At 66.9% G+C, this 17,734-nt stretch carries 21 protein-coding genes; 5 read left to right on the forward strand and 16 right to left on the reverse strand.

From position 1 onward, the window contains the following. Nucleotides 1–41: 41 nt before the first annotated feature. From ABUA37_RS01310 to rpsB, 5 genes are all read right to left on the reverse strand, one after another. Nucleotides 42–1,025 carry a phosphatidate cytidylyltransferase gene (locus ABUA37_RS01310; RefSeq protein ID WP_349897309.1) on the reverse strand — a complete coding sequence of 328 codons (984 nt, stop codon included), beginning with the start codon at nucleotides 1,023–1,025 and terminating at the stop codon, nucleotides 42–44. Continuing rightward, nucleotides 1,025–1,579, reverse strand: coding sequence for a ribosome recycling factor (gene frr / locus ABUA37_RS01315; RefSeq protein ID WP_349897310.1), 555 nt, complete (start codon nucleotides 1,577–1,579; stop codon nucleotides 1,025–1,027). Before frr ends, ABUA37_RS01310 begins: the two co-directional genes overlap by 1 nt. A gap of 53 nt (nucleotides 1,580–1,632) precedes the next feature. Then, nucleotides 1,633–2,349: a UMP kinase gene (pyrH, locus tag ABUA37_RS01320; protein WP_349897311.1), complete on the reverse strand. Its 717-nt coding sequence runs from the start codon at nucleotides 2,347–2,349 to the stop codon at nucleotides 1,633–1,635. Nucleotides 2,350–2,472: 123 nt separating this feature from the next. Next, on the reverse strand, nucleotides 2,473–3,300 hold the full coding sequence (gene tsf, locus ABUA37_RS01325) for a translation elongation factor Ts (RefSeq protein ID WP_349897312.1): 828 nt from the start codon (nucleotides 3,298–3,300) through the stop codon (nucleotides 2,473–2,475). 27 nt (nucleotides 3,301–3,327) lie between these two features. Then, nucleotides 3,328–4,401, reverse strand: a complete 1,074-nt coding sequence (rpsB, locus tag ABUA37_RS01330) for a 30S ribosomal protein S2 (protein WP_349897313.1) — start codon at nucleotides 4,399–4,401, stop codon at nucleotides 3,328–3,330. A 385-nt stretch (nucleotides 4,402–4,786) separates the two neighbouring features. On the opposite strand from rpsB, the gene ABUA37_RS01335 reads away from it, so the two are divergent. The 4 genes from ABUA37_RS01335 to ABUA37_RS01350 all read left to right on the forward strand — a co-directional run bounded on the left by ABUA37_RS01335 (nucleotide 4,787) and on the right by ABUA37_RS01350 (nucleotide 7,741). Then, nucleotides 4,787–5,326, forward strand: a complete 540-nt coding sequence (locus ABUA37_RS01335; RefSeq protein WP_349897314.1) for a M23 family metallopeptidase — start codon at nucleotides 4,787–4,789, stop codon at nucleotides 5,324–5,326. Nucleotides 5,327–5,403: 77 nt separating this feature from the next. Continuing rightward, on the forward strand, nucleotides 5,404–6,606 hold the full coding sequence (locus ABUA37_RS01340; protein ID WP_349897315.1) for a sensor histidine kinase: 1,203 nt from the start codon (nucleotides 5,404–5,406) through the stop codon (nucleotides 6,604–6,606). After that, a complete protein-coding gene (locus ABUA37_RS01345) occupies nucleotides 6,603–7,226 on the forward strand; it encodes a response regulator transcription factor (RefSeq protein WP_349897316.1) in 624 nt (207 codons plus the stop codon). Before ABUA37_RS01340 ends, ABUA37_RS01345 begins: the two co-directional genes overlap by 4 nt. Before the next feature lie 74 nt (nucleotides 7,227–7,300). Next, a complete protein-coding gene (locus ABUA37_RS01350) occupies nucleotides 7,301–7,741 on the forward strand; it encodes a DUF2871 domain-containing protein (protein WP_349897317.1) in 441 nt (146 codons plus the stop codon). A 16-nt stretch (nucleotides 7,742–7,757) separates the two neighbouring features. Here ABUA37_RS01350 and ABUA37_RS01355 read toward each other — a convergent pair whose 3' ends face one another. The 3 genes from ABUA37_RS01355 to ABUA37_RS01365 form a co-directional block, all read right to left on the reverse strand. Then, nucleotides 7,758–8,702: a tyrosine recombinase XerC gene (locus ABUA37_RS01355; protein WP_349897318.1), complete on the reverse strand. Its 945-nt coding sequence runs from the start codon at nucleotides 8,700–8,702 to the stop codon at nucleotides 7,758–7,760. A gap of 62 nt (nucleotides 8,703–8,764) precedes the next feature. Then, nucleotides 8,765–9,388: an NADPH-dependent F420 reductase gene (locus tag ABUA37_RS01360; RefSeq protein WP_349897319.1), complete on the reverse strand. Its 624-nt coding sequence runs from the start codon at nucleotides 9,386–9,388 to the stop codon at nucleotides 8,765–8,767. A 29-nt stretch (nucleotides 9,389–9,417) separates the two neighbouring features. Then, nucleotides 9,418–10,152, reverse strand: a complete 735-nt coding sequence (locus ABUA37_RS01365; RefSeq protein ID WP_349897320.1) for an SDR family NAD(P)-dependent oxidoreductase — start codon at nucleotides 10,150–10,152, stop codon at nucleotides 9,418–9,420. Between the two features lie 141 nt (nucleotides 10,153–10,293). Here ABUA37_RS01365 and ABUA37_RS01370 point away from each other — a divergent pair, with 141 nt between their 5' ends. Continuing rightward, nucleotides 10,294–10,875, forward strand: coding sequence for a TetR/AcrR family transcriptional regulator (locus tag ABUA37_RS01370; RefSeq protein ID WP_349897321.1), 582 nt, complete (start codon nucleotides 10,294–10,296; stop codon nucleotides 10,873–10,875). Here the strand turns inward: ABUA37_RS01370 and dprA are convergent. The 8 genes from dprA to rplS all read right to left on the reverse strand — a co-directional run bounded on the left by dprA (nucleotide 10,872) and on the right by rplS (nucleotide 17,722). Continuing rightward, nucleotides 10,872–12,104 (reverse strand): DNA-processing protein DprA, encoded by a 1,233-nt coding sequence (gene dprA, locus ABUA37_RS01375; protein WP_349897322.1) that lies wholly within the window; start codon nucleotides 12,102–12,104, stop codon nucleotides 10,872–10,874. The two genes, ABUA37_RS01370 and dprA, sit on opposite strands and share 4 nt — an antisense overlap. After that, nucleotides 12,101–13,633, reverse strand: a complete 1,533-nt coding sequence (locus ABUA37_RS01380; protein WP_349897323.1) for a YifB family Mg chelatase-like AAA ATPase — start codon at nucleotides 13,631–13,633, stop codon at nucleotides 12,101–12,103. The genes dprA and ABUA37_RS01380 overlap by 4 nt, the downstream gene beginning before the upstream one ends. Beyond that, complete coding sequence (locus ABUA37_RS01385) at nucleotides 13,633–13,989, reverse strand: YraN family protein (protein ID WP_349897324.1); 357 nt, start codon at nucleotides 13,987–13,989, stop codon at nucleotides 13,633–13,635. The genes ABUA37_RS01380 and ABUA37_RS01385 overlap by 1 nt, the downstream gene beginning before the upstream one ends. Nucleotides 13,990–14,196: 207 nt before the next feature. Then, nucleotides 14,197–15,324: a fatty acid desaturase family protein gene (locus tag ABUA37_RS01390; RefSeq protein WP_349897325.1), complete on the reverse strand. Its 1,128-nt coding sequence runs from the start codon at nucleotides 15,322–15,324 to the stop codon at nucleotides 14,197–14,199. 136 nt (nucleotides 15,325–15,460) lie between these two features. Then, nucleotides 15,461–15,784: a DUF2469 family protein gene (locus tag ABUA37_RS01395; RefSeq protein WP_147783863.1), complete on the reverse strand. Its 324-nt coding sequence runs from the start codon at nucleotides 15,782–15,784 to the stop codon at nucleotides 15,461–15,463. Between the two features lie 70 nt (nucleotides 15,785–15,854). Beyond that, nucleotides 15,855–16,529, reverse strand: a complete 675-nt coding sequence (locus tag ABUA37_RS01400; protein ID WP_349897326.1) for a ribonuclease HII — start codon at nucleotides 16,527–16,529, stop codon at nucleotides 15,855–15,857. Nucleotides 16,530–16,550: 21 nt separating this feature from the next. Then, nucleotides 16,551–17,297: a signal peptidase I gene (gene lepB / locus ABUA37_RS01405; RefSeq protein WP_349897327.1), complete on the reverse strand. Its 747-nt coding sequence runs from the start codon at nucleotides 17,295–17,297 to the stop codon at nucleotides 16,551–16,553. A 74-nt stretch (nucleotides 17,298–17,371) separates the two neighbouring features. Then, nucleotides 17,372–17,722: a 50S ribosomal protein L19 gene (rplS, locus tag ABUA37_RS01410; RefSeq protein WP_349897328.1), complete on the reverse strand. Its 351-nt coding sequence runs from the start codon at nucleotides 17,720–17,722 to the stop codon at nucleotides 17,372–17,374. Nucleotides 17,723–17,734 lie beyond the last annotated feature (12 nt).

The following is a 17,734-nucleotide window of genomic DNA, read 5'->3' on the forward strand; positions in this document are numbered from 1 at the left end:
CCGTCAGTCAGCGCCCGCAACCGGCTAGCGCCCGGGTTTCGTCAGCTTTGGCCGAAGATGAGAAACAGCGCGTATGCCGCCGCCGCGCTCGGCAAGATCGAATCGAGTCGGTCGAGGAGCCCGCCGTGACCGGGGAGCCAGGTGCTGATGTCCTTGATCCCGAGATCGCGCTTGATGAGCGACTCGGTCAGGTCGCCCGTCGTTGCCGTGAAGGCGATCACGGCGCCGAAGATCAGGCCGAACCACCATTCCTGCTGCAGCATGAACACCGAGAGCAGCACGCCGCCGATGAGCGCAGTCACGACGGAACCGGCGAGACCCTCCCAGGTCTTCTTGGGGCTGATCCGCGGGGCCATCGGATGCTTGCCGAACAGCAGGCCGCTCGCGTAGGCGCCCGTGTCGACGGCGATCACGAGGATGAGGAAGGCGAGGGTCCACCACTCCCCTCCCTCTTTGCTGTCGAGCAGAACGGCGAAGCTCGCCAAGAACGGCACGTAGACGAGCACGAGGGCGCCGGCGGCGAGGTCCTGACCCAGTTCGCGCGCGGAACCGCGGTGGGAACGGGCGCCCAGCTCGGCCACGCGCCACAGCGAGACGAGGAGGATCGCGGCCAGCAGCGCGAGCCAGTGCCCTCCATCGCCGAGGTAGAACGCCGGCGCCACCATCGCGACAGCGGCGACCGCGGTGGGCCAGCGGGGAATGTCCCGCCCGGCAAAGCGCAGCGCGCTGGCGAGCTCGAACGCGGTGAAGCCGACGATGGCGCCGGCGAAAATCATGAACAGCCACTTGTAGACGATGAGGCTGAACAGCATCACGAGCCCGAGCCCGAGCCCGATCAGGATGGCCAGCGGCAGGTTACGTCCGGTGCGCGCCTCGATCTTGACGTTCGCGGCATCGATCTGCGCCTTGGTGGCCTTCAACTCCGTCTGAAACTCACTCTTGAAGGCGTTGGCGCGCGCTTCGAGTTCTTCCCGACGCTTCAGGAACCTTCGCTTGCCCGGTGAGCGCTCTGATGGATCCGACATCAGACCTCGAGGAGCTCGGCTTCCTTCTTCTTGAGCGCATCGTCGATCGCGTCGATAGCCGACTTGGTGATCGACTCGAGCTCCTTCTCGGAACGCGCGACCTCGTCGTCGCCGACCTCCGTCTTGAGCGCGTCGAGGTCATCCTTGGCCTTGCGGCGGATGTTGCGCACCGAGACCTTGGAATCCTCGCCCTTCGAGCGCACGATCTTCACGAACTCGCGGCGACGCTCCTCGGTGAGCTCTGGCAGCGTGACCCGCACGAGGGTGCCGTCGTTGCCCACGTTGGCGCCGAGGTTCGGCGCGTTCACGATGGCCCGCTCGATCTCCTTGAGTGCGCTCTTGTCGTAGGGCGTGACCACGAGGACTCTCGCCTCGGCGTTGGTCATTCCGGCGAGCTGGCCGAGCGGTGTCGGAGTGCCGTAGTAGTCGACCATGATCTTCTGGAACAGCGCGGGATTCGCACGGCCGGTACGGACATTCGCAAAGTCGTCCTTGGCAGCCTCGAGAGATTTCTGCATCTTCTCTTTGGCTTCGGCGAGTACGTCGGAAATCACGGGGGCTCCTTTGGGGTTGTACAACCGTTTTGAGTTTACCGGGGCGCGACCGGCTAGTTGGAGACGAGGGTGCCGATGCGGTCTCCGCGCAGCGCCGCGGCAACGTTGCCCTCGGGTGCCATACCGAAGACGACCATCGGCATCTTGTTGTCCATGCACAGGCTGAAGGCGGTCGAGTCGACAACCTTCAGGCCCTTCACGAGGGCCTCCTGGTAGGTGACCTCCTCGAGCTTCCAGGCGCTCGAATCGGTGCGAGGATCCGCGGAGTACACGCCGTCGACGCCGTTCTTGGCAACCAGCACGACATCCGCGCCGATCTCGAGCGCACGCTGCGCGGCGACGGTGTCCGTGGAGAAGTACGGGAGACCGGCGCCGGCGCCGAAGATGACGACCCGGCCCTTTTCGAGGTGACGCTCGGCGCGACGCGGGATGTATGGTTCGGCAACCTGTGTCATCGAGATGGCCGACTGAACGCGCGTTGCGGCGCCGGCCTGCTCGAGGAAGTCCTGAAGCGCGAGGGCGTTCATGACCGTGCCGAGCATGCCCATGTAGTCAGCACGACCACGGTCCATGCCGCGCTGAGAGAGCTCGGCGCCCCGGAAGAAGTTGCCACCGCCGGTGACGATGGCGATTTCCACGTCCTGCGCCACCGAGGCGATCTCCCTGGCCAGGGAGCTGACGATGTCGGGGTTAACGCCCAACTGGCCGCCCCCGAAGGATTCTCCGGAAAGCTTGAGCAGAACGCGTCGTCTACCGGTCGCTGTTGTCATCGTCTCTCCTTGGGTTCGGCTGCATACAGGCTATCGTTTGGCCGGGCGGCGCCAGCCGTGAAAATGGGGCCAGGACCGCTCTCGCGTCCCTGGCCCCATCGTCGTGGTATTGCTTGCGGCGACCTACGCGCCGACCTTGAAGCGAACGAACTGGTTCACCGTGAGGCCTGCATCCGACAGGACCTTGCCGACGGACAGCTTGTTGTCCTTGGCGTAGTCCTGCTCGAGCAGGGCGACCTGCTTGATGAAGGCCGTGAGGCGACCCTCGATGATCTTCGGCAGGGCGGCCTCTGGCTTGCCCTCGCCGCGGCTGATCTCCTCGACGATGCGACGCTCGTTCTCCACATCAGCGGCCGGAACATCCTCGCGGCTCAGGTACTGCGGGTCGGCGAAGGAGATGTGCTGAGCAACGCTGCGCGCGGTGTCAGCGTCGTCTCCCGAGTAGCCGACGACCACGCCGACCTGCGGTGGCAGGTCTTTGTTGGTCTTGTGCAGGTAGATCGCGAACTTCTCGCCGGAGACGAGGGCGACGCGGCGAAGCTCAATCTTCTCGCCGAGGATCGCTGCCTCGTCACCGATGAGCTCGGCGACCGTCTGGCCTGCTGCAGGAGCGGCGAGCGCCTCCTCCACTGTCGATGCACCGGCCGCGGCGACCGCGTCGAGCACGTTATTGCCGAGCGTGACGAACTTCTCGCTCTTCGCGACGAAGTCGGTCTCGCAGGCGAGCTCGATCAGCGTCGTGGTGGCGCCGTTCTCCTTCGCTGCGACGAGTCCCTCGCTCGTGGAGCGGTCGGCGCGCTTCGCGTTTCCCTTGGCTCCCTTGAGGCGCAGGAGTTCGGTGGCCTTGTCGAGGTCACCGCCCGCCTCGACGAGCGCGTTCTTGGTCTCGACCATGCCGGTGCCGAGGCGCTCGCGCAGGGTCTTGAGGTCATCCAGGCTGAAATCTGCCATGGGCTCTTTCCTTCTCTTTGGCTCGGGTTACTTCGCGTCCGCTGCGGTCTCGTCAGCGGTGCTCTTGGCGGCGGCCTTCGGCTTCTTCTCGGCGTCGGTTGCCTCGGCCTCGATCTTGGCCTCGGCGGCGGCGTCAGACTCCACCCTGTGCTCGGGAACGACGGTCGCATCTGCTGCGGCCTCGTGCTCTGCCGCCACGGCATCCGCGTCGTTCTCCTCGGCGGGAACCTCCGCTGCCACGACCTCCGCGACGGCCTCTGCAGCAGCAGGGGTCTCGGTGGCGGACTCGACGAGCCCATCAACGGACTCGACCTTCTCGGCCTCGGTGGACGGGGTTTCGGAGGCACCGAGCAGCTCGGCCTCCCACTCGGCGAGCGGCTCCACGGCGGAGACGTTGCCCTCCTCCGCCTTCTGGTGACGCTGGATGAGACCCTCGGCGGCAGCATCCGCGACAATGCGGGTCAGCAGGCCGACGGACCGGATGGCGTCGTCGTTACCCGGAATCGGGTACTGCACCTCGTCGGGGTCGCAGTTGGTGTCGAGGATCGCGATGACCGGGATACCGAGCTTGCGCGCCTCGTCGATGGCGAGGTGCTCCTTCTTGGTGTCGACGATCCAGATCGCGGACGGGGTCTTGGTGAGGTTGCGGATACCACCGAGCGAGCGCTGCAGCTTGATGAGCTCGCGGCGCTGGATGAGCAGCTCCTTCTTGGTGTAGCCCTTGGTGGTGTCGTCGAAGTCGACCTCTTCGAGTTCCTTCATGCGAGCGAGGCGCTTGGAGACCGTCTGGAAGTTCGTGAGGAGGCCACCGAGCCAGCGCTGGTTGACGAAGGGCTGGCCGACGCGCTGCGCCTGCTCTGCGATCGAACCCTGCGCCTGCTTCTTGGTGCCGACGAAGAGGATGGTGCCGCCGTGCGCCACGGTGTCCTTGACGTAGTCGTAGGTCTTGTCGATGTAGGCAAGCGACTGCTGCAGGTCGATGATGTGGCTGCCCGAACGCTCGGTCAGGATGAAGCGCTTCATCTTCGGGTTCCACCGACGAGTCTGGTGTCCGAAGTGAACGCCGCTGTCGAGCAGCTGGCGGATGGTGACAACGGCCATTGCCGTCTCCTTTTCTGGCACCGGCACGCACTGCTCTGCAGCAGTGATCGGCGGTGCACACTCAGTTGTTATCGCACCGGTCGGTGCGAATCCTGGTGCCCGGCTCGCATCCGACCCGGCACTGTACTGCTCTCGCAGTGGTGATGGGACTGAGTGGATGCGGTGGCGCGATGGGCCGGAACGACTCGGCTGGCGAGAGAACCGGCTACGCAACGGGCACGCGTAGTCACCCCGCGGAGCGGGATGCTGCGAAGAGTCTACCATCCGGCGGGCGGCATCAGGCACGCGAACCGACCTCTCCCTCCCAGCGCGAAAGCGTCGGCAGCTGTCAACAGTATCGACGCTTCCGGGCCGGGCGGATGCCGCCGGCTGGCATCCTGCACGGGTGCTGCTCTCGCCTGCTCCCCGGTCGACCCGACTCATCGGCCTGGTGCTGCTCACCCTCCTGATGACGTCGCTCTTCCCTGCGTCGGCATCGGCGATCGCGAGCCGGGCGGCGGGAGCAGCATCCGAATGGGGGTGGCCGATCGCGCCGCCGCGGCGGGTCGTGCAGACCTTCGTCGCGCCCGAGAGCGAATACGGAGCGGGTCATCGCGGCATCGATGTCGCGGCAACGGCCGGCACCGTCGTTCTCGCTCCGGCGGATGGGGTGGTGCACTTCTCCGGGATCGTGGTCGACAGGCCCGTGCTCTCGATCGAGCACGGGGGCGACCTCATCTCGAGTTTCGAACCGGTGTTCTCCGACCTCACGCCGGGCACGGTAGTTCGTCGCGGGCAGCCGGTGGGTCTCGTCGCCGCAGGCGGCCACTGCAGCTCCGTATGCCTGCACTTCGGCGTGCGACTGCACGGACAGTACGTGTCGCCCCTCAACTACCTCGGCGGCATCCCTCCCCCGGTGCTCCTGCCGACGCGGCCGCTGCCGTGACGCGACTACGCGAACTCGACGAGGCCGGATCGGAGGCGGCCGAAGGGAGTGACGGCTTCGCTGGTTAGGCTGACGACATGTCCACCCCAGCGGCCCCCGCCGAGACCACGGCGCACACGCCTCTCACGCCGGTCTTCATCGGGCTGTGGGTCGCGCTGCACAGCGTCTTCATCGGTTTGGGCGTCTTCGTCGTCGTGCACGCGATGGTCGCTCCGTCCTCGCACGCATCGTGGATCATCGCACTCGGTCTCGTGCTGCTTGTCGCGTACGCGATCGGCGCCTTCATCATCCGCTCGACCCGCAGTACCCCCGTCGCGCTCGTCTGGCTGGCGGTGCTGGCCGCCGGCGCCATCCTGCTCATGGTGCTGACGCCAGACGCGACCTTCCTCGTGTTTCCGCTGTTCTTCCTCTACCTCCACCTGCTGCCGTTCCGCTGGGGCATCCCGGCCGTCTTCCTGACGACGGCGCTGACGGTGATCGGGTTTGCGAGTCACAACGGCTGGACGGCCGGCGGCGTCCTCGGGCCGCTCATCGGCGCGACGGTCGCGGTCGTGATCGGGCTCGGCTATCGGGCGCTGTATCGCGAGGCACAGCAGCGGCAGCAGCTGATCGAGGAACTCGTGCGCACGCGGGAGGCGCTCGCCACTCGCGAGCGCGAGTCTGGCATGCTCGAGGAACGTGCGCGCCTGGCCAGAGAGATTCACGACACGGTCGCGCAGGGGCTGTCGAGCATTCAGATGCTGCTCCACGCCGCCGAGCGTGAGGGCACGGGGCCGGCCGCCCTGAAGCACGTGACGCTCGCGCGCGAGACCGCCGCAGACAACCTCGCCGAGGCCCGCCGCTTCATCCGCGAACTCACCCCGCCGGCGCTAGAGGGACGGTCGCTCGGCGGCGCCCTCGCGAGGCTCGCGACGTCGAGTTCGGGCCGCGACACCGTCGTGAGCTTCCACTCGAGCGGCGAGGCCTTCCAACTTCCCATGCGCCTCGAAACCGCCCTGCTACGAATCGCGCAGGAGGCGCTCGCCAACGTGGCTCAGCACGCGGCGGCGAGCCGCGCAGAGGTGACGCTGAGCTATCTCGACGACTGGGTGGGGCTCGATATCGTCGACGACGGCAAGGGCTTCGCGCCACCTTCGGGGGCAGCCGCGGGCACTTCCTTCGGCCTGATCGCTATGCGACAGCGCGTCGAGCAGCTCGGCGGCACGCTGACCATCGAGTCGCGCGAGGGCGCCGGCACGGCCATCGGTGTCGGATTTCCGCTCGCGGAGGCGTCGAGTTGATCCGCCTGCTCATCGCCGACGATCATCCGGTGGTGCGCGCGGGACTGCGCGCGCTCTTCGCGGCCGAACCCGACATGGAGGTCGTGGGAGAGGCATCCGCCGCGGACGAAGCGGTGCGGAGGGCACGCGCGCTCGATGTCGACCTCGTGTTGATGGACCTTCAGTTCGGCTCAGGTCATCAGGGCGTCGATGCAACCCGGATGCTGCGCGGCGAAGAGCGCGCCCCGCGCGTGCTCATCCTGACCAACTACGACAGCGACGCGGACATCCTCGGCGCCGTCGAAGCGGGAGCCAGCGGCTACCTGCTCAAGGACGCCCCGCCCGCGGAGCTCATCGCGGGGGTGCGCGCGGCAGCGGCCGGGGAAACCGCGCTCGCACCCGCCGTGGCCGATCGCCTGGGCGCGCGAGCTCGCTCGGTCGAGCCCGGACTCAGCGCCCGCGAGATCGAGGTGCTCGGACTCGTCGCCTCCGGCAACTCGAACCGCGACATCGGGCGCGCCCTATTCTTGAGCGAGGCGACCGTGAAGTCGCACCTCGTGCACATCTTCGGCAAACTCGGCGTGAACTCGCGCACCTCGGCCGTCGCACGGGCGAGGGAGCTCGGCGCAATCCGGCCATAGGCAATTAGGCAACGGCCACACACGACAAACTTTCGACGGATGTGCCACGCGTCGTGCTCACCGAGGCTGGGAGCATGAAACGACTCTTTTACGCTGCGTGCGTCTACCTGGTACTCGGCCTCGGATCCGGCATGTTCTATCGGGAGTTCACGAAGGCCAACCACTACACGGCGGCTGATGGATTCACCCAACTTTCCGTGGTGCACACGCATGTGCTGACGCTCGGCGTCATCGTGCCGTTGATCGTGCTCGTTCTGGAGAAGGTGTTCGTCCTGTCCCGCAGCCGTGCCTTCGGCTGGTTCTTCTGGCTGTACAACGTGGGCCTCGTGATCGCGGCCGGGTCCATGGTGGCGAACGGCATGCTCCACGTGTTGGGAGAAAAGACCGGGCCAGCGCTGGCGGGCATTGCGGGATCGGGGCACATCATCCTGACCGCCGGGCTCGTCCTGCTGTTTGTGGCACTCGGCAAGCGCGTGCTGGCGAAGCCCGCCGCTCCGGCCGTTCCTGCCGCGTGATTCAGACGCCGTCCACTCAGGCCCTCGGGTGTGCGGCGGCATAGCTCGCCTTGAGCCTTTCGGCCGAGACGTGCGTGTAGATCTGCGTCGTGCCGAGGCTCGCGTGTCCGAGGAGTTCCTGCACCGCACGCAGGTCGGCGCCGCCATCGAGAAGGTGCGTCGCAGCGGTATGCCTCAGGGTGTGGGGTCCGGATGGTCCGGTGCCGGGGATGCTGGCGAGAAGCGACGACACGAGCGTGTAGACCGTGCGGGTGCCCAGCCGCCTGCCGTTCGAGCCGAGGAATAGTGCATCCGTCCGGCCGGTCGCCATGGCACCGGGCTTCGCGGAACGCTCCGCGGCGGCCGCCAGGAGGGCGGGACGCGCGGTGTCGAGGTAGCTCGCGAGCGCGTTCTTCGCCGGAACTCCGAACGGCACGACCCTCTCCTTGGCCCCCTTGCCTACGACGCGCACCGTGAGCCGGTCGAGGTCGACGCTGCCGAGGTCGAGGCCGGTGAGTTCGCTCACCCGAAGCGCGGACGCGTAAAGCAGTTCGATGACCGCCGAGTCCCGGAGGGCACCGGGGTCGCCGGTGTCGGCCTTCGCCGAGAGTCCGTCGAGAATGCCCTCGAGTTGTGCCCGCGTGAGCACCCGCGGCAGGTGGTGCTCGGCCTTCGGTGCCCGCAGCCTGGTCGCCGGGTCGCTGGGTGCATCACCGACCCGATTCAGCCAGGCGGTGAAGCTGCGCGCGGCCGCCGACCGTCGCGCGAGCGTCGATTTGGCGAGACCCTGCTGGGACCCCGCCCACAGCCAGTCGCGAAGCAGCTCAAGAGAAAGCTCGTCTGTTGCGGTCGCGCCGTTGTCGTTCGCAAAGTGCACGAGTGCGCCGAGGTCGGAGCGATAGGAACGGACGGTGTGCTCGCTATATCCGCGCTCGGCCGAGAGATAGACGGTGAAGTCTTCGATCGCACGCGGGAGTAGCACCCCTCTATCGTCGGCCCCGGCGCACGGATGCGCTGGATTGCCGCGTCGCGAGTCCGCGAAGCTCAGGCGGGAAGCGGTGCGATGCTGAGCGAGAAGTCGAGGTTGCCCACCCCGTTATTCGCGAGCCCTACCGTCACGACGCCCGCACCCTCGAGCCAGTGGGCCATCGTGAGTCCCCCGGCATCGAGGGCACGCAGCCCGAGGCTCTCGATGAAGGTCGATACAGTCGCCTTGGCGTGCGCGCTGTCGCCAGCAATGAAGACATCCGGCTGACCGTTCTCCAAGACGTTCCGAAAGATCGTGTTGAATCCCTTCACCACGCTGGCGCCGGCGGGTGCCACCTTGGCGACCTCCGCCGCGATCGACGTCTGCTCGCGGTGCGCAAGCCCGTCGAACGTGGAGTTGAACGGGTTGCTGATGTCGACGAGGATCTTGCCCGCGAGAGCATCTCCGAACTGGGAGACGGACGGGACGACACCGTCGTAGAGCAGCGCCAGGATGACGATATCGCCGGCCGGAGCGCTGCCCCACGCTGCGGAGGTACTGCCGCCGCCCAGTGTGCGCGCCAAGCCGTCGGCCTTGGCCTGATCGCGGCCGATGACCTGCACGTTGTTTCCGCCTGCCACCGCTCTCGCACCGAGAGTGCGGGCCATATTGCCGGTTCCGATGATGCTGATGGTGCTCATTGTGTCCTGCTTTCGTTGTGTTTGTTGGTTCAGAGAGCGGTGGTGCCGCCGTCGGCGACGAGCTCCATGCCGTTGATGTAGCTGGAGTCGTCCGAGGCAAGGAAGAGTGCTACTGCGGCGATTTCGTCGGGGTGGCCCATCTTTCCCCGTGGGATGAGTGACTCGAACTGGAGCATGGTGGCCTCATCGAACACCTCCTGCTGCTTGGCTGTGGCGACCTGACCGGGCGTGAGTACATTGACGCGGATGCGACGATCCCTGAGTTCGTTGAGCCAGACGCGCGCCCAGGCCTGCTGCACGGCCTTGCTCCCCGCGTAGACGCTCCAGCCCGGGAATGCGCCGAGCGATGCGTTGGAGCCCGTCATCAGAATGGATCCACCGTCGTTGAAGAGCGGGAGCGCCTTCTGCACGGTGAACAGCGTGCCGCGGGCGTTCAGCCCGAATGCGGCGTCGAAGTGCTCCTCGGTGATTTCACCGAGGGGCGCGGATTCGCCCATGCTGGCGCTCGCCCACAGCACGTCGATGCTGCCCTTCTCGCGTTCGACCGTCTCGTAGAGGCGGTCGAGGTCATCCAGATTCGAGGCGTCGCCCTGGACTCCCGTGGCGTTGGTCCCGATCTGCTTCACGGCATCATCGAGCGCGTCTTGCCTGCGGCCGGTGATGAAGACGTGCGCTCCCTCTTCGGCAAACCGCTTCGCCCCGGCCAACGCCATGCCGGTAGTGCCGCCGGTGACGACCGCGACCTTGCCATCAAGCTTTCCCATGGTGCTCCTTTGAGTCGGTGGTGCTGTGCGCACTCGTTATTCGGCATTATGTACACCGTGTTGTTTGGTTAAGCTACTCGGCGCATCGACGCGGCGCAACTAAGTACACCGTTTGTTACCGTGTTCGAGTAGAATGGGGTCATGACGGATGTGGAGAAGGGCCCTCTGGGCCTGCGACGCGGTCGGGGTGCGCGCGAGCGGATTCTCGGGGCGTCCCAGCGGCTGTTCCGCGAGCAGGGAATCAACCGCACCGGCATGGACCAGTTGTGCGCGGCTGCACAGGTGTCGAAGCGAACCGCGTACCAGCACTTCGGCACCAAGGATGAACTCGTTGCCGAGTACCTGCGTCGCTTTGATCCCTCGGTACTCTCCTACGTTTTCGACCGCCCCGATCTGACTCCGCGCGAGCGAATGCTCGCCGCCTTCGATATCCCACCCAGCACTCCCCTGTGCCCGTTCATCGGTGCGGCAGTCGAGCTCCGTGACCCCGAGCACCCGGCGGCGCAGTATGCGCACGACTACAAGATGGCCGTCGCCGCACGGTTCGCGGAAGCGGCGCGCGAAGCCGGCGCCGCCGATCCTGATCAGCTTGGGGAGCAGCTTGCGCTTCTGGTCGACGGTGCCGCCGCGCGCACCCGCGTCCTCAACTCCGACTCCTTCCCCGCGGCTGCGGCCATTGCGGCCGTGCTTATCGACAACGCGATCCCGGCCACGGCCGTTTAGGTACGCGAGACCACCTTCACCCAGCCGCCCTCGCGCTCGGTCACCGCACCCTCGAGTTGCAGAGCACCGAGCGCTGACTGCACCTCGCTCACCGAGAGGCCTGCCCGACGGGCTATCTCGTCGACCGGCCTGGTGGACCTCGGTGCGAGGGCATCGAGCATCCGCACTCGCAGGCGGTCGCCGCCGGACGCATTCCGCGGCGTCTCGGCCGGAACGGGAGCATCCTGCATCGGCGCAAGTTCCGCCATTTCGTCGGCGTTCGTGACGCAGCGGGCATCGAAGTCACGAATCAGCCGGTGACAGCCCGCGGATGCCGCCGACGTCACCGGGCCGGGCACCGCACCGAGCGGCCTTCCGATCGCCGCGGCGTGGCCAGCCGTGTTGAGCGAGCCCGATCGCCAGCCCGCTTCCAGCACGACGGTGGCCTGACTCGCCGCGGCAATGAGCCTGTTGCGTTGCAGAAATCTCCACTTGGTCGGCGGCTGCCCACACGGCAGCTCGGAGACCACGGCCCCCTCCTCGACGATGCGAGTGAGCAGCGCCTCGTGCCCGCTCGGGTAGAAGCGGTCGACGCCTCCGGCGAGAAAGGCGATCGTTGTGCCGGAGCTCGCGAGAGCGGCGCGGTGGGCCATCCCGTCGATTCCGTAGGCGGCGCCCGAGACGATCGTGTAGCCACGATCGACGAGCCCGGCGGAGGCCTCCATGGCGACATGCTCGCCGTATCCGGTGGCGGCACGGGCGCCGACCAGAGCTATGGAACTCGGCAGCGTCGCGAGGGTGGACGCGTTGCCGCGGGTCCACAGTGCGAGGGGTGCGTGTTCGCCGAGGTCGGCGAGGCCGAGCGGCCAGCACTCGTCGCCGGGCACGATGAGTTGCACGGAGTAGCGCGCCGCCTGCTTGAGCGAGGTGAGCGCGATGCTCGACCTCAGCCGAGGCGCCCAGCGATCGAACGCCGCGCCAAGTTCCTCTTGCTCCACCGCGTCCACTCCCGCCGCAATAATGCCGGCGAGGACGCGCTCGACGTCCCAATGCTCAACCAGCGTCGTGAGCGCATCCGCGGCGCCGAGGGCCGCGACGAGCGCACCTGCGATGCGGTCACCGGGTTCGGCGATGCCGGTCCAGGCCGCGCGAGCGAACCGCTCGGGCAGTGCGGCGGTCGACACCTCCTCCCCTACGACGGCTCGCAGTAGCGGTGCGACCACCGCCTCCTTCAGCCCGAACATCGTCATGACATGGCCCTTCTGAGGTAGAGCGCGCGACCGACGTGGTCGGCGCTGGGTGACGGAACGCCCTCGAGATCGGCGAGCGTCCAGCTGAGGCGCAGCACTCTGTCGTAGCCGCGCATGGTGATCCCGCCGCGCTCGAGAGCCCGGTCGACGGATGCTGTGGCCGCCGGAGCGAGTCGCCTCGCCCCGCCGCGAAGCCACGATCCGGGCACCTCGGAGTTGAGGCGCCACGGGGTGTGCTCGAGTCGCGTTGCGGCCGCGGCTCGCGCCGCCTGCACGCGTGTTCTCGCCTCGGCGGTGCTCAGTCGGTTCGAGTCGTGGGACAGCCGCAGTTGTGCCGCCGTGATCCTGGCCACCCGCAACTGGATGTCGATGCGGTCGAGCAGCGGGCCAGAGATGCGGGCGAGGTAGCGTCGCCTCGCGTTCGGCGGGCAGGTGCATTGCGAATCCCTCGCGCCGTACTGGCCGCACGGGCACGGGTTCGCGGCCATCACGAGCTGAAACCGTCCGGGAAAGTGCGCCACCGCATTGGCGCGGTGAATGCTGATCACGCCGGACTCCAGCGGCTGGCGCAGCGCGTCGAGCACGGAGGAGTGAAACTCGGGGGCCTCATCCAGGAAGAGCACTCCGTGGGAGGCTCGAGCGGCGGCTCCCGGACGAATGACGGAGCTGCCACCTCCCACGAGCGCGGCGGCCGTGGCTGTGTGGTGCGGCGATTCGAGCGGCGGGCGCGTGGGCAGGGTGGTGCCGACGGGAAGTCCGGAGAGCGAACGGAGCGAGCTCACTTCGAGGGCGGCCTCGGCATCCAGTTCGGGCAGGAGGCCCGGCAGGCGGGCGGCGAGCATGGTCTTTCCCGCTCCGGGTGGCCCGAGGAGGAGAACGTGGTGGCCCCCAGCGGCGGCGACGAGCATCGCCTCGATCGCGTCTTCGTTGCCGACGACCTCCGAGAGATCGAGCGTTTCCGGCGGTGCCTCGACGAGCGGCGGCCCGGGGATCGGCTCGACGGGTTCCGGTTCGAACTCACCGCCGTGCCAGATCGCGGCGTCGCGAAGGGAAGCCACCCCGACGATGCGGATGTCGGGCACGAGAGCGGCCTCATCCGCGTTGCCGCTCGGCACCATGACGGTGGTCGATCCTGCGCGGGCAGCGGAGAGCACGGCGGGCAGGATGCCAGCGATCGGCCTCAGTCGGCCGTCGAGTCCCAGCTCGCCCAGGTGCACCACGCGATCGACGGACTCGGCCGTCACGGAGCCAGCCGCCGCGAGCGCGGCCATCGCGATCGCCAGGTCGAAACCAGAGCCATGCTTGGGCAGGGCGGCCGGGGAGAGATTCACCGTGAGCTTGCGGTTGGGCAGCGCGCATCCGGAGTTCGTTGCCGCCGCGCGCACGCGGTCTCGGGCCTCACCGAGTGCCGTGTCGGGCAGCCCGATGATGACGAAACCGGGGAGGTTGGCCGAGATGTCGGCTTCGACCTCGACGAGCGCACCCGTGAGACCGAGAAGCGCCACAGCCTTCGTGCGGCCGATGGGCATCAGAACACCCGCTTGAGGTGTTCGAGCTGCGGTGCGGCGCCGCGTGGCACGACGACGGCGATGGCATCGATGCGGATGCGATCGTGGTTGCCGGGGTGCGCCTCGCACCACGCCGCCGCGAGTCGCCGCAGGCGCGCAAGCTTCTGCACCGTGATGGCCTCGAGCGGATGCCCGAATGCGACGCTCGACCGCGTCTTGACCTCGATGAACACGGTCTCCGCGCCGTCGAAGGCGACGATGTCGATCTCCCCCTGTGGGCAACGCCAATTCCGGTCGAGGATGATGTATCCCTCGCCGCCGAGGAACGCCGCGGCGAGCTCCTCACCCCGACTGCCCAAAACATCTTTCGCGGCCATGGCCACCTCCGGCTAAGAGGATGGCAAGGCGCGAGGGGGCCGCGAGGCTGGAACCGTCAGTCTGCGGAGAAGCCGCTCAGGCGGGCACCGGTGCAGGAGAGGTCACGGCGCGGGAGGTCTCGATACACTCGCTGCGCGAGCACTCGACCCACGAACGGAAGCGGGTTGAGTAGGCCGGCTACGGCCGTATCGAAACCGAGGTGCGTGTCAGAGCGCCTGGCGCTCGTCGAGCACGGGGCAGCTGAAGACGTCCTTTTCGCCGAGGCCGACCCGGTCGATGTAGCGGCGCACGATGCCGTAGGACTGCCACGCGGTCGTCTCAACGTAGGGCACGCCTCGCTCGGCGCAGTAGGCCGCGACCACGGGAGCCGCCCTGCGCAGGTGCGGCCTCGGCATGTTCGGGAACAGGTGGTGCTCGATCTGGTAGTTGAGCCCGCCCATCATGAAGTCGACGAGAAAGCTGCCCCGGATGTTGCGGCTCATCATCACCTGCCTGCGCAGGAAGTCGAGCTTCATGTCCTTCGGCACGATCGGCATGCCCTTGTGGTTCGGCGCGAACGCCATGCCCATGAGGAAACCGAACAGGCACACCTGCACCGCGAGGAACAGCACGGCCTTGAGCGGCGACAGCACGACGAACACGATCGTGAGGTACGCGACGTGGTGGATCGCGAGCGCCGTGATCTCGAACGTGCGATGCTGCAGCCGGTCACGGCCGAAAGCTCGGTGAATGCTCGAGAGGTGCAGCGAGATCCCCTCGAGCATGATCACCACGAAGAAGAGCGAGCCCTGGTTCGACATGATCCAGCGGAGGAGCGGGTTGCGCTGCTGCGCGATTCGATCGCGCGTGAACGGGATGACCGGAACCTCGTCATCCGGGTCCAGCCCCGTCTTGTTCGGATCCTGATGGTGACGCGTGTGGCGGTTCTGCCACCAGCCGTAGCTCATGCCGATGAAGAGATTCGCGATGACGAGGCTCGCGGCGCTGTTCCAGCGGTCGGAGCGGAAGATCTGCCGGTGCGCCGCATCGTGACCGAGGAACGCGGTCTGCGCGAAGATGAGCGCAAGAAGTACGGCGAGACCGAGCTGCCACCAACTGTCGCCGAGCAGCACGAAGGCGGTGAAGAAGAGCCCGTAGACGACGGGCAGCGCAATGAGCCGCGGCCAGTAGTAGTCGTAGCGTCGGCGCAGGAGGCCGGACTCCCGAATCTGCCGGGCGAGCGGCGCGAAGTCGCCCGGTGCCGCGCTCGTGAGTCGCACCCTCGGCGCTGCGAGACGGGCCGAGTTTTCGGGCACCGTAGCCGACTCATCCACGGACGCATCCGGAGAACTCATGTGCGGGCCTTTCAGAAACCGGTCCGCGCGTCAGCGGAAGGCGAGAACGGCTGCCGGCGGGGGTAGATCGGGCCGTCCACCCAAGGTACAACCAATCGCGGAGGAAAACGCAACAACCTCGTCGAGCGACGGGCGGCTACTCGTCGAGCGCGAGTTCCTTCGGAAGCTCGAGTTCCTTGGCCGAGAGCTCCTCGACGTTCACGTCTTTGAAGGTGAGCACCCGCACGGACTTCACGAAGCGGTCGGAACGGTAGACGTCCCACACCCAGACGTCGTTCATGGTCAGCTCGAAGTAGAAGTCGTGCTCCGTGTCCTGCCGCACAAGTTCGACCTCGTTGGCAAGGTAGAAGCGACGCTCCGTCTCGACGACGTAGCGGAACTGGGACACGACGTCCCGATATTCGCGGTACAGCGCCAGCTCGACCTCGCGGTCGTAGTCTTCGAACTCGTCTTCTTCCATTGCCGTTCAATCCTAGTTCGAATGGGCTGGAGCTGCTCCGGGAGAAACTCGGGCTGCCCCTTCGACAAGCTCAGGGAGCGACGGCGGCGAGTTCCAGTTCGAGCTCGGGCTGCCTGAGCCAGCTGCGGCGGTGGAAGTCGGTGGCGCCGAGTTCGGCGATAGCGGCGAAGTGGCCCGCACTGCCGTAGCCCTTGTTGCCCGCCCAGCCGTAGCCGGGCGTCACGGCATCCGCCTCGATCATGAGGCGGTCACGATGCACCTTCGCCACCACGGATGCCGCTGCCACCGACGCGCAATCACGGTCGGCCTTGATGCGGGTCGTCACCGCGACGCGAGAGGAGAGCGCCGGGTTCAGCCAATCGAAGTGGCCATCGAGAAGCACGACGCTGTCGAGGATGCTCGCGCCGGCCTCGTGCAGCAAGGTCAGGGCGCGCTTGCCCGCCAGCCCGAGCGCGACGGAGATGCCCAATTCGTCGACCTCCTGCGGCGAGGCCATGCCGACCGCCGAGAAGCGTGCCCAGGCGAGGCTCAAGGGAGCGAGCTCCTCGCGACGCTTCTCGCTCAACATCTTCGAATCGCGCAGCCCGGCCGGAAACACGCCGACGGTGGCATCCACGACACACATTCCCACGGCCACCGGCCCGGCGATCGCGCCGCGACCCACCTCGTCACAACCGATCACGAACCGCGCTCCGCCGGCGTGCAGCGAGGTCTCGAACTCGAAGGTGGGGTCAGCGACGGTCATCGTTCCGTGCCATTCATCCGCCTATTTTGCCTTATCGACACCGTCGAAGACCTCGGGATAGTTGTCGAGCCAGGTCCAGTGGCTCGAGGGCCAGCTAATGAGGAAGGCGCGGCCGACGACGTCATCCATCGGCACGAAGCCCTTGCTCGGCGTCGCCGTGTTGTAGCGGGAGTCCTTGGAGTCGTAACGGTTGTCGCCCATGACCCAGAGCGAGTTCTTTGGCACCACGACCTTGAAGTCGGTACCCGACGCCCTCTTGGCGCCGTCCCGCAGCTTGAGGTATGGCTCGTCGAGTGGCACACCGTTCACGGTCATCTGGTTGAGCGTGTTGCAGCATGCGACGGTGTCGCCCGGCAGCCCGATGACGCGCTTGATGAGGTGATCGTTGCTGTCTGGAGCACTCAGGCCGACGACGGAGAGCATCCAGTCGACTCCCGCCGCGAGGCCGCTCTGCTTCGGTGCCGCGGGCTGCGCGTCGAGCCAGCCGCCCGGATCCTTGAAGACGACGACATCGCCGTGCTCGATCGGGACGACCTTCGGTACGAGCTCATTCACGATGATGCGGTCGTTGATCTGCAGGGTGTTCTCCATCGACCCCGAGGGGATGTAGAACGAGCGGATGAGGAACGTCTTGATGCCCACGGAGATGATGATCGCGGCCAGCAGGATGAGCACGATATCGCGGATGAAGAGTTTGACACCGCGGGTTCTGCGGCGCTTCTGTTGTGCCGCAGCCGCCTGGCGCACGGACGGTTCTGTGTCTGTCATTAAACCCCTGAGCTCCCCATCATTTTAGGTGGTGGGGAGCTCAGGAAAAGTCAGACTCGCGAGAAAACCGAGCCTCAGTGGGCGTCGCGCTTCTCCTTGATCTTGGCCTTCTTGCCGCGCAGTTCGCGCAGGTAGTAGAGCTTGGCGCGGCGCACGTCGCCGCGCGTGACGACCTCGATGTGGTCGATCACCGGGGAGTGCACGGGGAAGGTGCGCTCGACGCCGACCTGGAAGCTGACCTTGCGAACGCAGAAGGTCTCGCGAACGCCCTCACCGGAACGACCGATGACGACGCCCTGGAAAACCTGGATGCGCGAACGCGTGCCTTCCACGATGTTCACGTGGACCTTGACGTTGTCACCGGCGCGGAAGTCCGGGATGTCAGTGCGGAGTGAGGCCGCATCGACGGAGTCGAGAATGTGCATGGTGGTTCGCTC

Origin of the sequence: Parafrigoribacterium soli (assembly GCF_040227235.1) — a bacterium.
In the GTDB taxonomy this organism is placed as follows: domain Bacteria; phylum Actinomycetota; class Actinomycetes; order Actinomycetales; family Microbacteriaceae; genus Parafrigoribacterium_A; species Parafrigoribacterium_A soli.

Excerpts from the sequence above, each read along its gene's own strand:
- ABUA37_RS01350 (WP_349897317.1), top strand. The coding sequence starts at position 7,301 with ATGAAACGACTCTTTTACGCTGCGTGCGTCTACCTGGTACTCGGCCTC.
- ABUA37_RS01400 (WP_349897326.1), bottom strand. The coding sequence starts at position 16,529 with ATGACCGTCGCTGACCCCACCTTCGAGTTCGAGACCTCGCTGCACGCC.
- dprA (WP_349897322.1), bottom strand. The coding sequence starts at position 12,104 with ATGACGATGTTCGGGCTGAAGGAGGCGGTGGTCGCACCGCTACTGCGA.
- ABUA37_RS01380 (WP_349897323.1), bottom strand. The coding sequence starts at position 13,633 with ATGCCCATCGGCCGCACGAAGGCTGTGGCGCTTCTCGGTCTCACGGGT.
- ABUA37_RS01395 (WP_147783863.1), bottom strand. The coding sequence starts at position 15,784 with ATGGAAGAAGACGAGTTCGAAGACTACGACCGCGAGGTCGAGCTGGCG.
- ABUA37_RS01360 (WP_349897319.1), bottom strand. The coding sequence starts at position 9,388 with ATGAGCACCATCAGCATCATCGGAACCGGCAATATGGCCCGCACTCTC.
- ABUA37_RS01390 (WP_349897325.1), bottom strand. The coding sequence starts at position 15,324 with ATGAGTTCTCCGGATGCGTCCGTGGATGAGTCGGCTACGGTGCCCGAA.
- ABUA37_RS01385 (WP_349897324.1), bottom strand. The coding sequence starts at position 13,989 with ATGGCCGCGAAAGATGTTTTGGGCAGTCGGGGTGAGGAGCTCGCCGCG.
- ABUA37_RS01310 (WP_349897309.1), bottom strand. The coding sequence starts at position 1,025 with ATGTCGGATCCATCAGAGCGCTCACCGGGCAAGCGAAGGTTCCTGAAG.
- rpsB (WP_349897313.1), bottom strand. The coding sequence starts at position 4,401 with ATGGCCGTTGTCACCATCCGCCAGCTGCTCGACAGCGGCGTTCACTTC.
- rplS (WP_349897328.1), bottom strand. The coding sequence starts at position 17,722 with ATGCACATTCTCGACTCCGTCGATGCGGCCTCACTCCGCACTGACATC.
- ABUA37_RS01365 (WP_349897320.1), bottom strand. The coding sequence starts at position 10,152 with ATGGGAAAGCTTGATGGCAAGGTCGCGGTCGTCACCGGCGGCACTACC.
- tsf (WP_349897312.1), bottom strand. The coding sequence starts at position 3,300 with ATGGCAGATTTCAGCCTGGATGACCTCAAGACCCTGCGCGAGCGCCTC.
- ABUA37_RS01340 (WP_349897315.1), top strand. The coding sequence starts at position 5,404 with ATGTCCACCCCAGCGGCCCCCGCCGAGACCACGGCGCACACGCCTCTC.
- ABUA37_RS01370 (WP_349897321.1), top strand. The coding sequence starts at position 10,294 with ATGACGGATGTGGAGAAGGGCCCTCTGGGCCTGCGACGCGGTCGGGGT.
- pyrH (WP_349897311.1), bottom strand. The coding sequence starts at position 2,349 with ATGACAACAGCGACCGGTAGACGACGCGTTCTGCTCAAGCTTTCCGGA.
- lepB (WP_349897327.1), bottom strand. The coding sequence starts at position 17,297 with ATGACAGACACAGAACCGTCCGTGCGCCAGGCGGCTGCGGCACAACAG.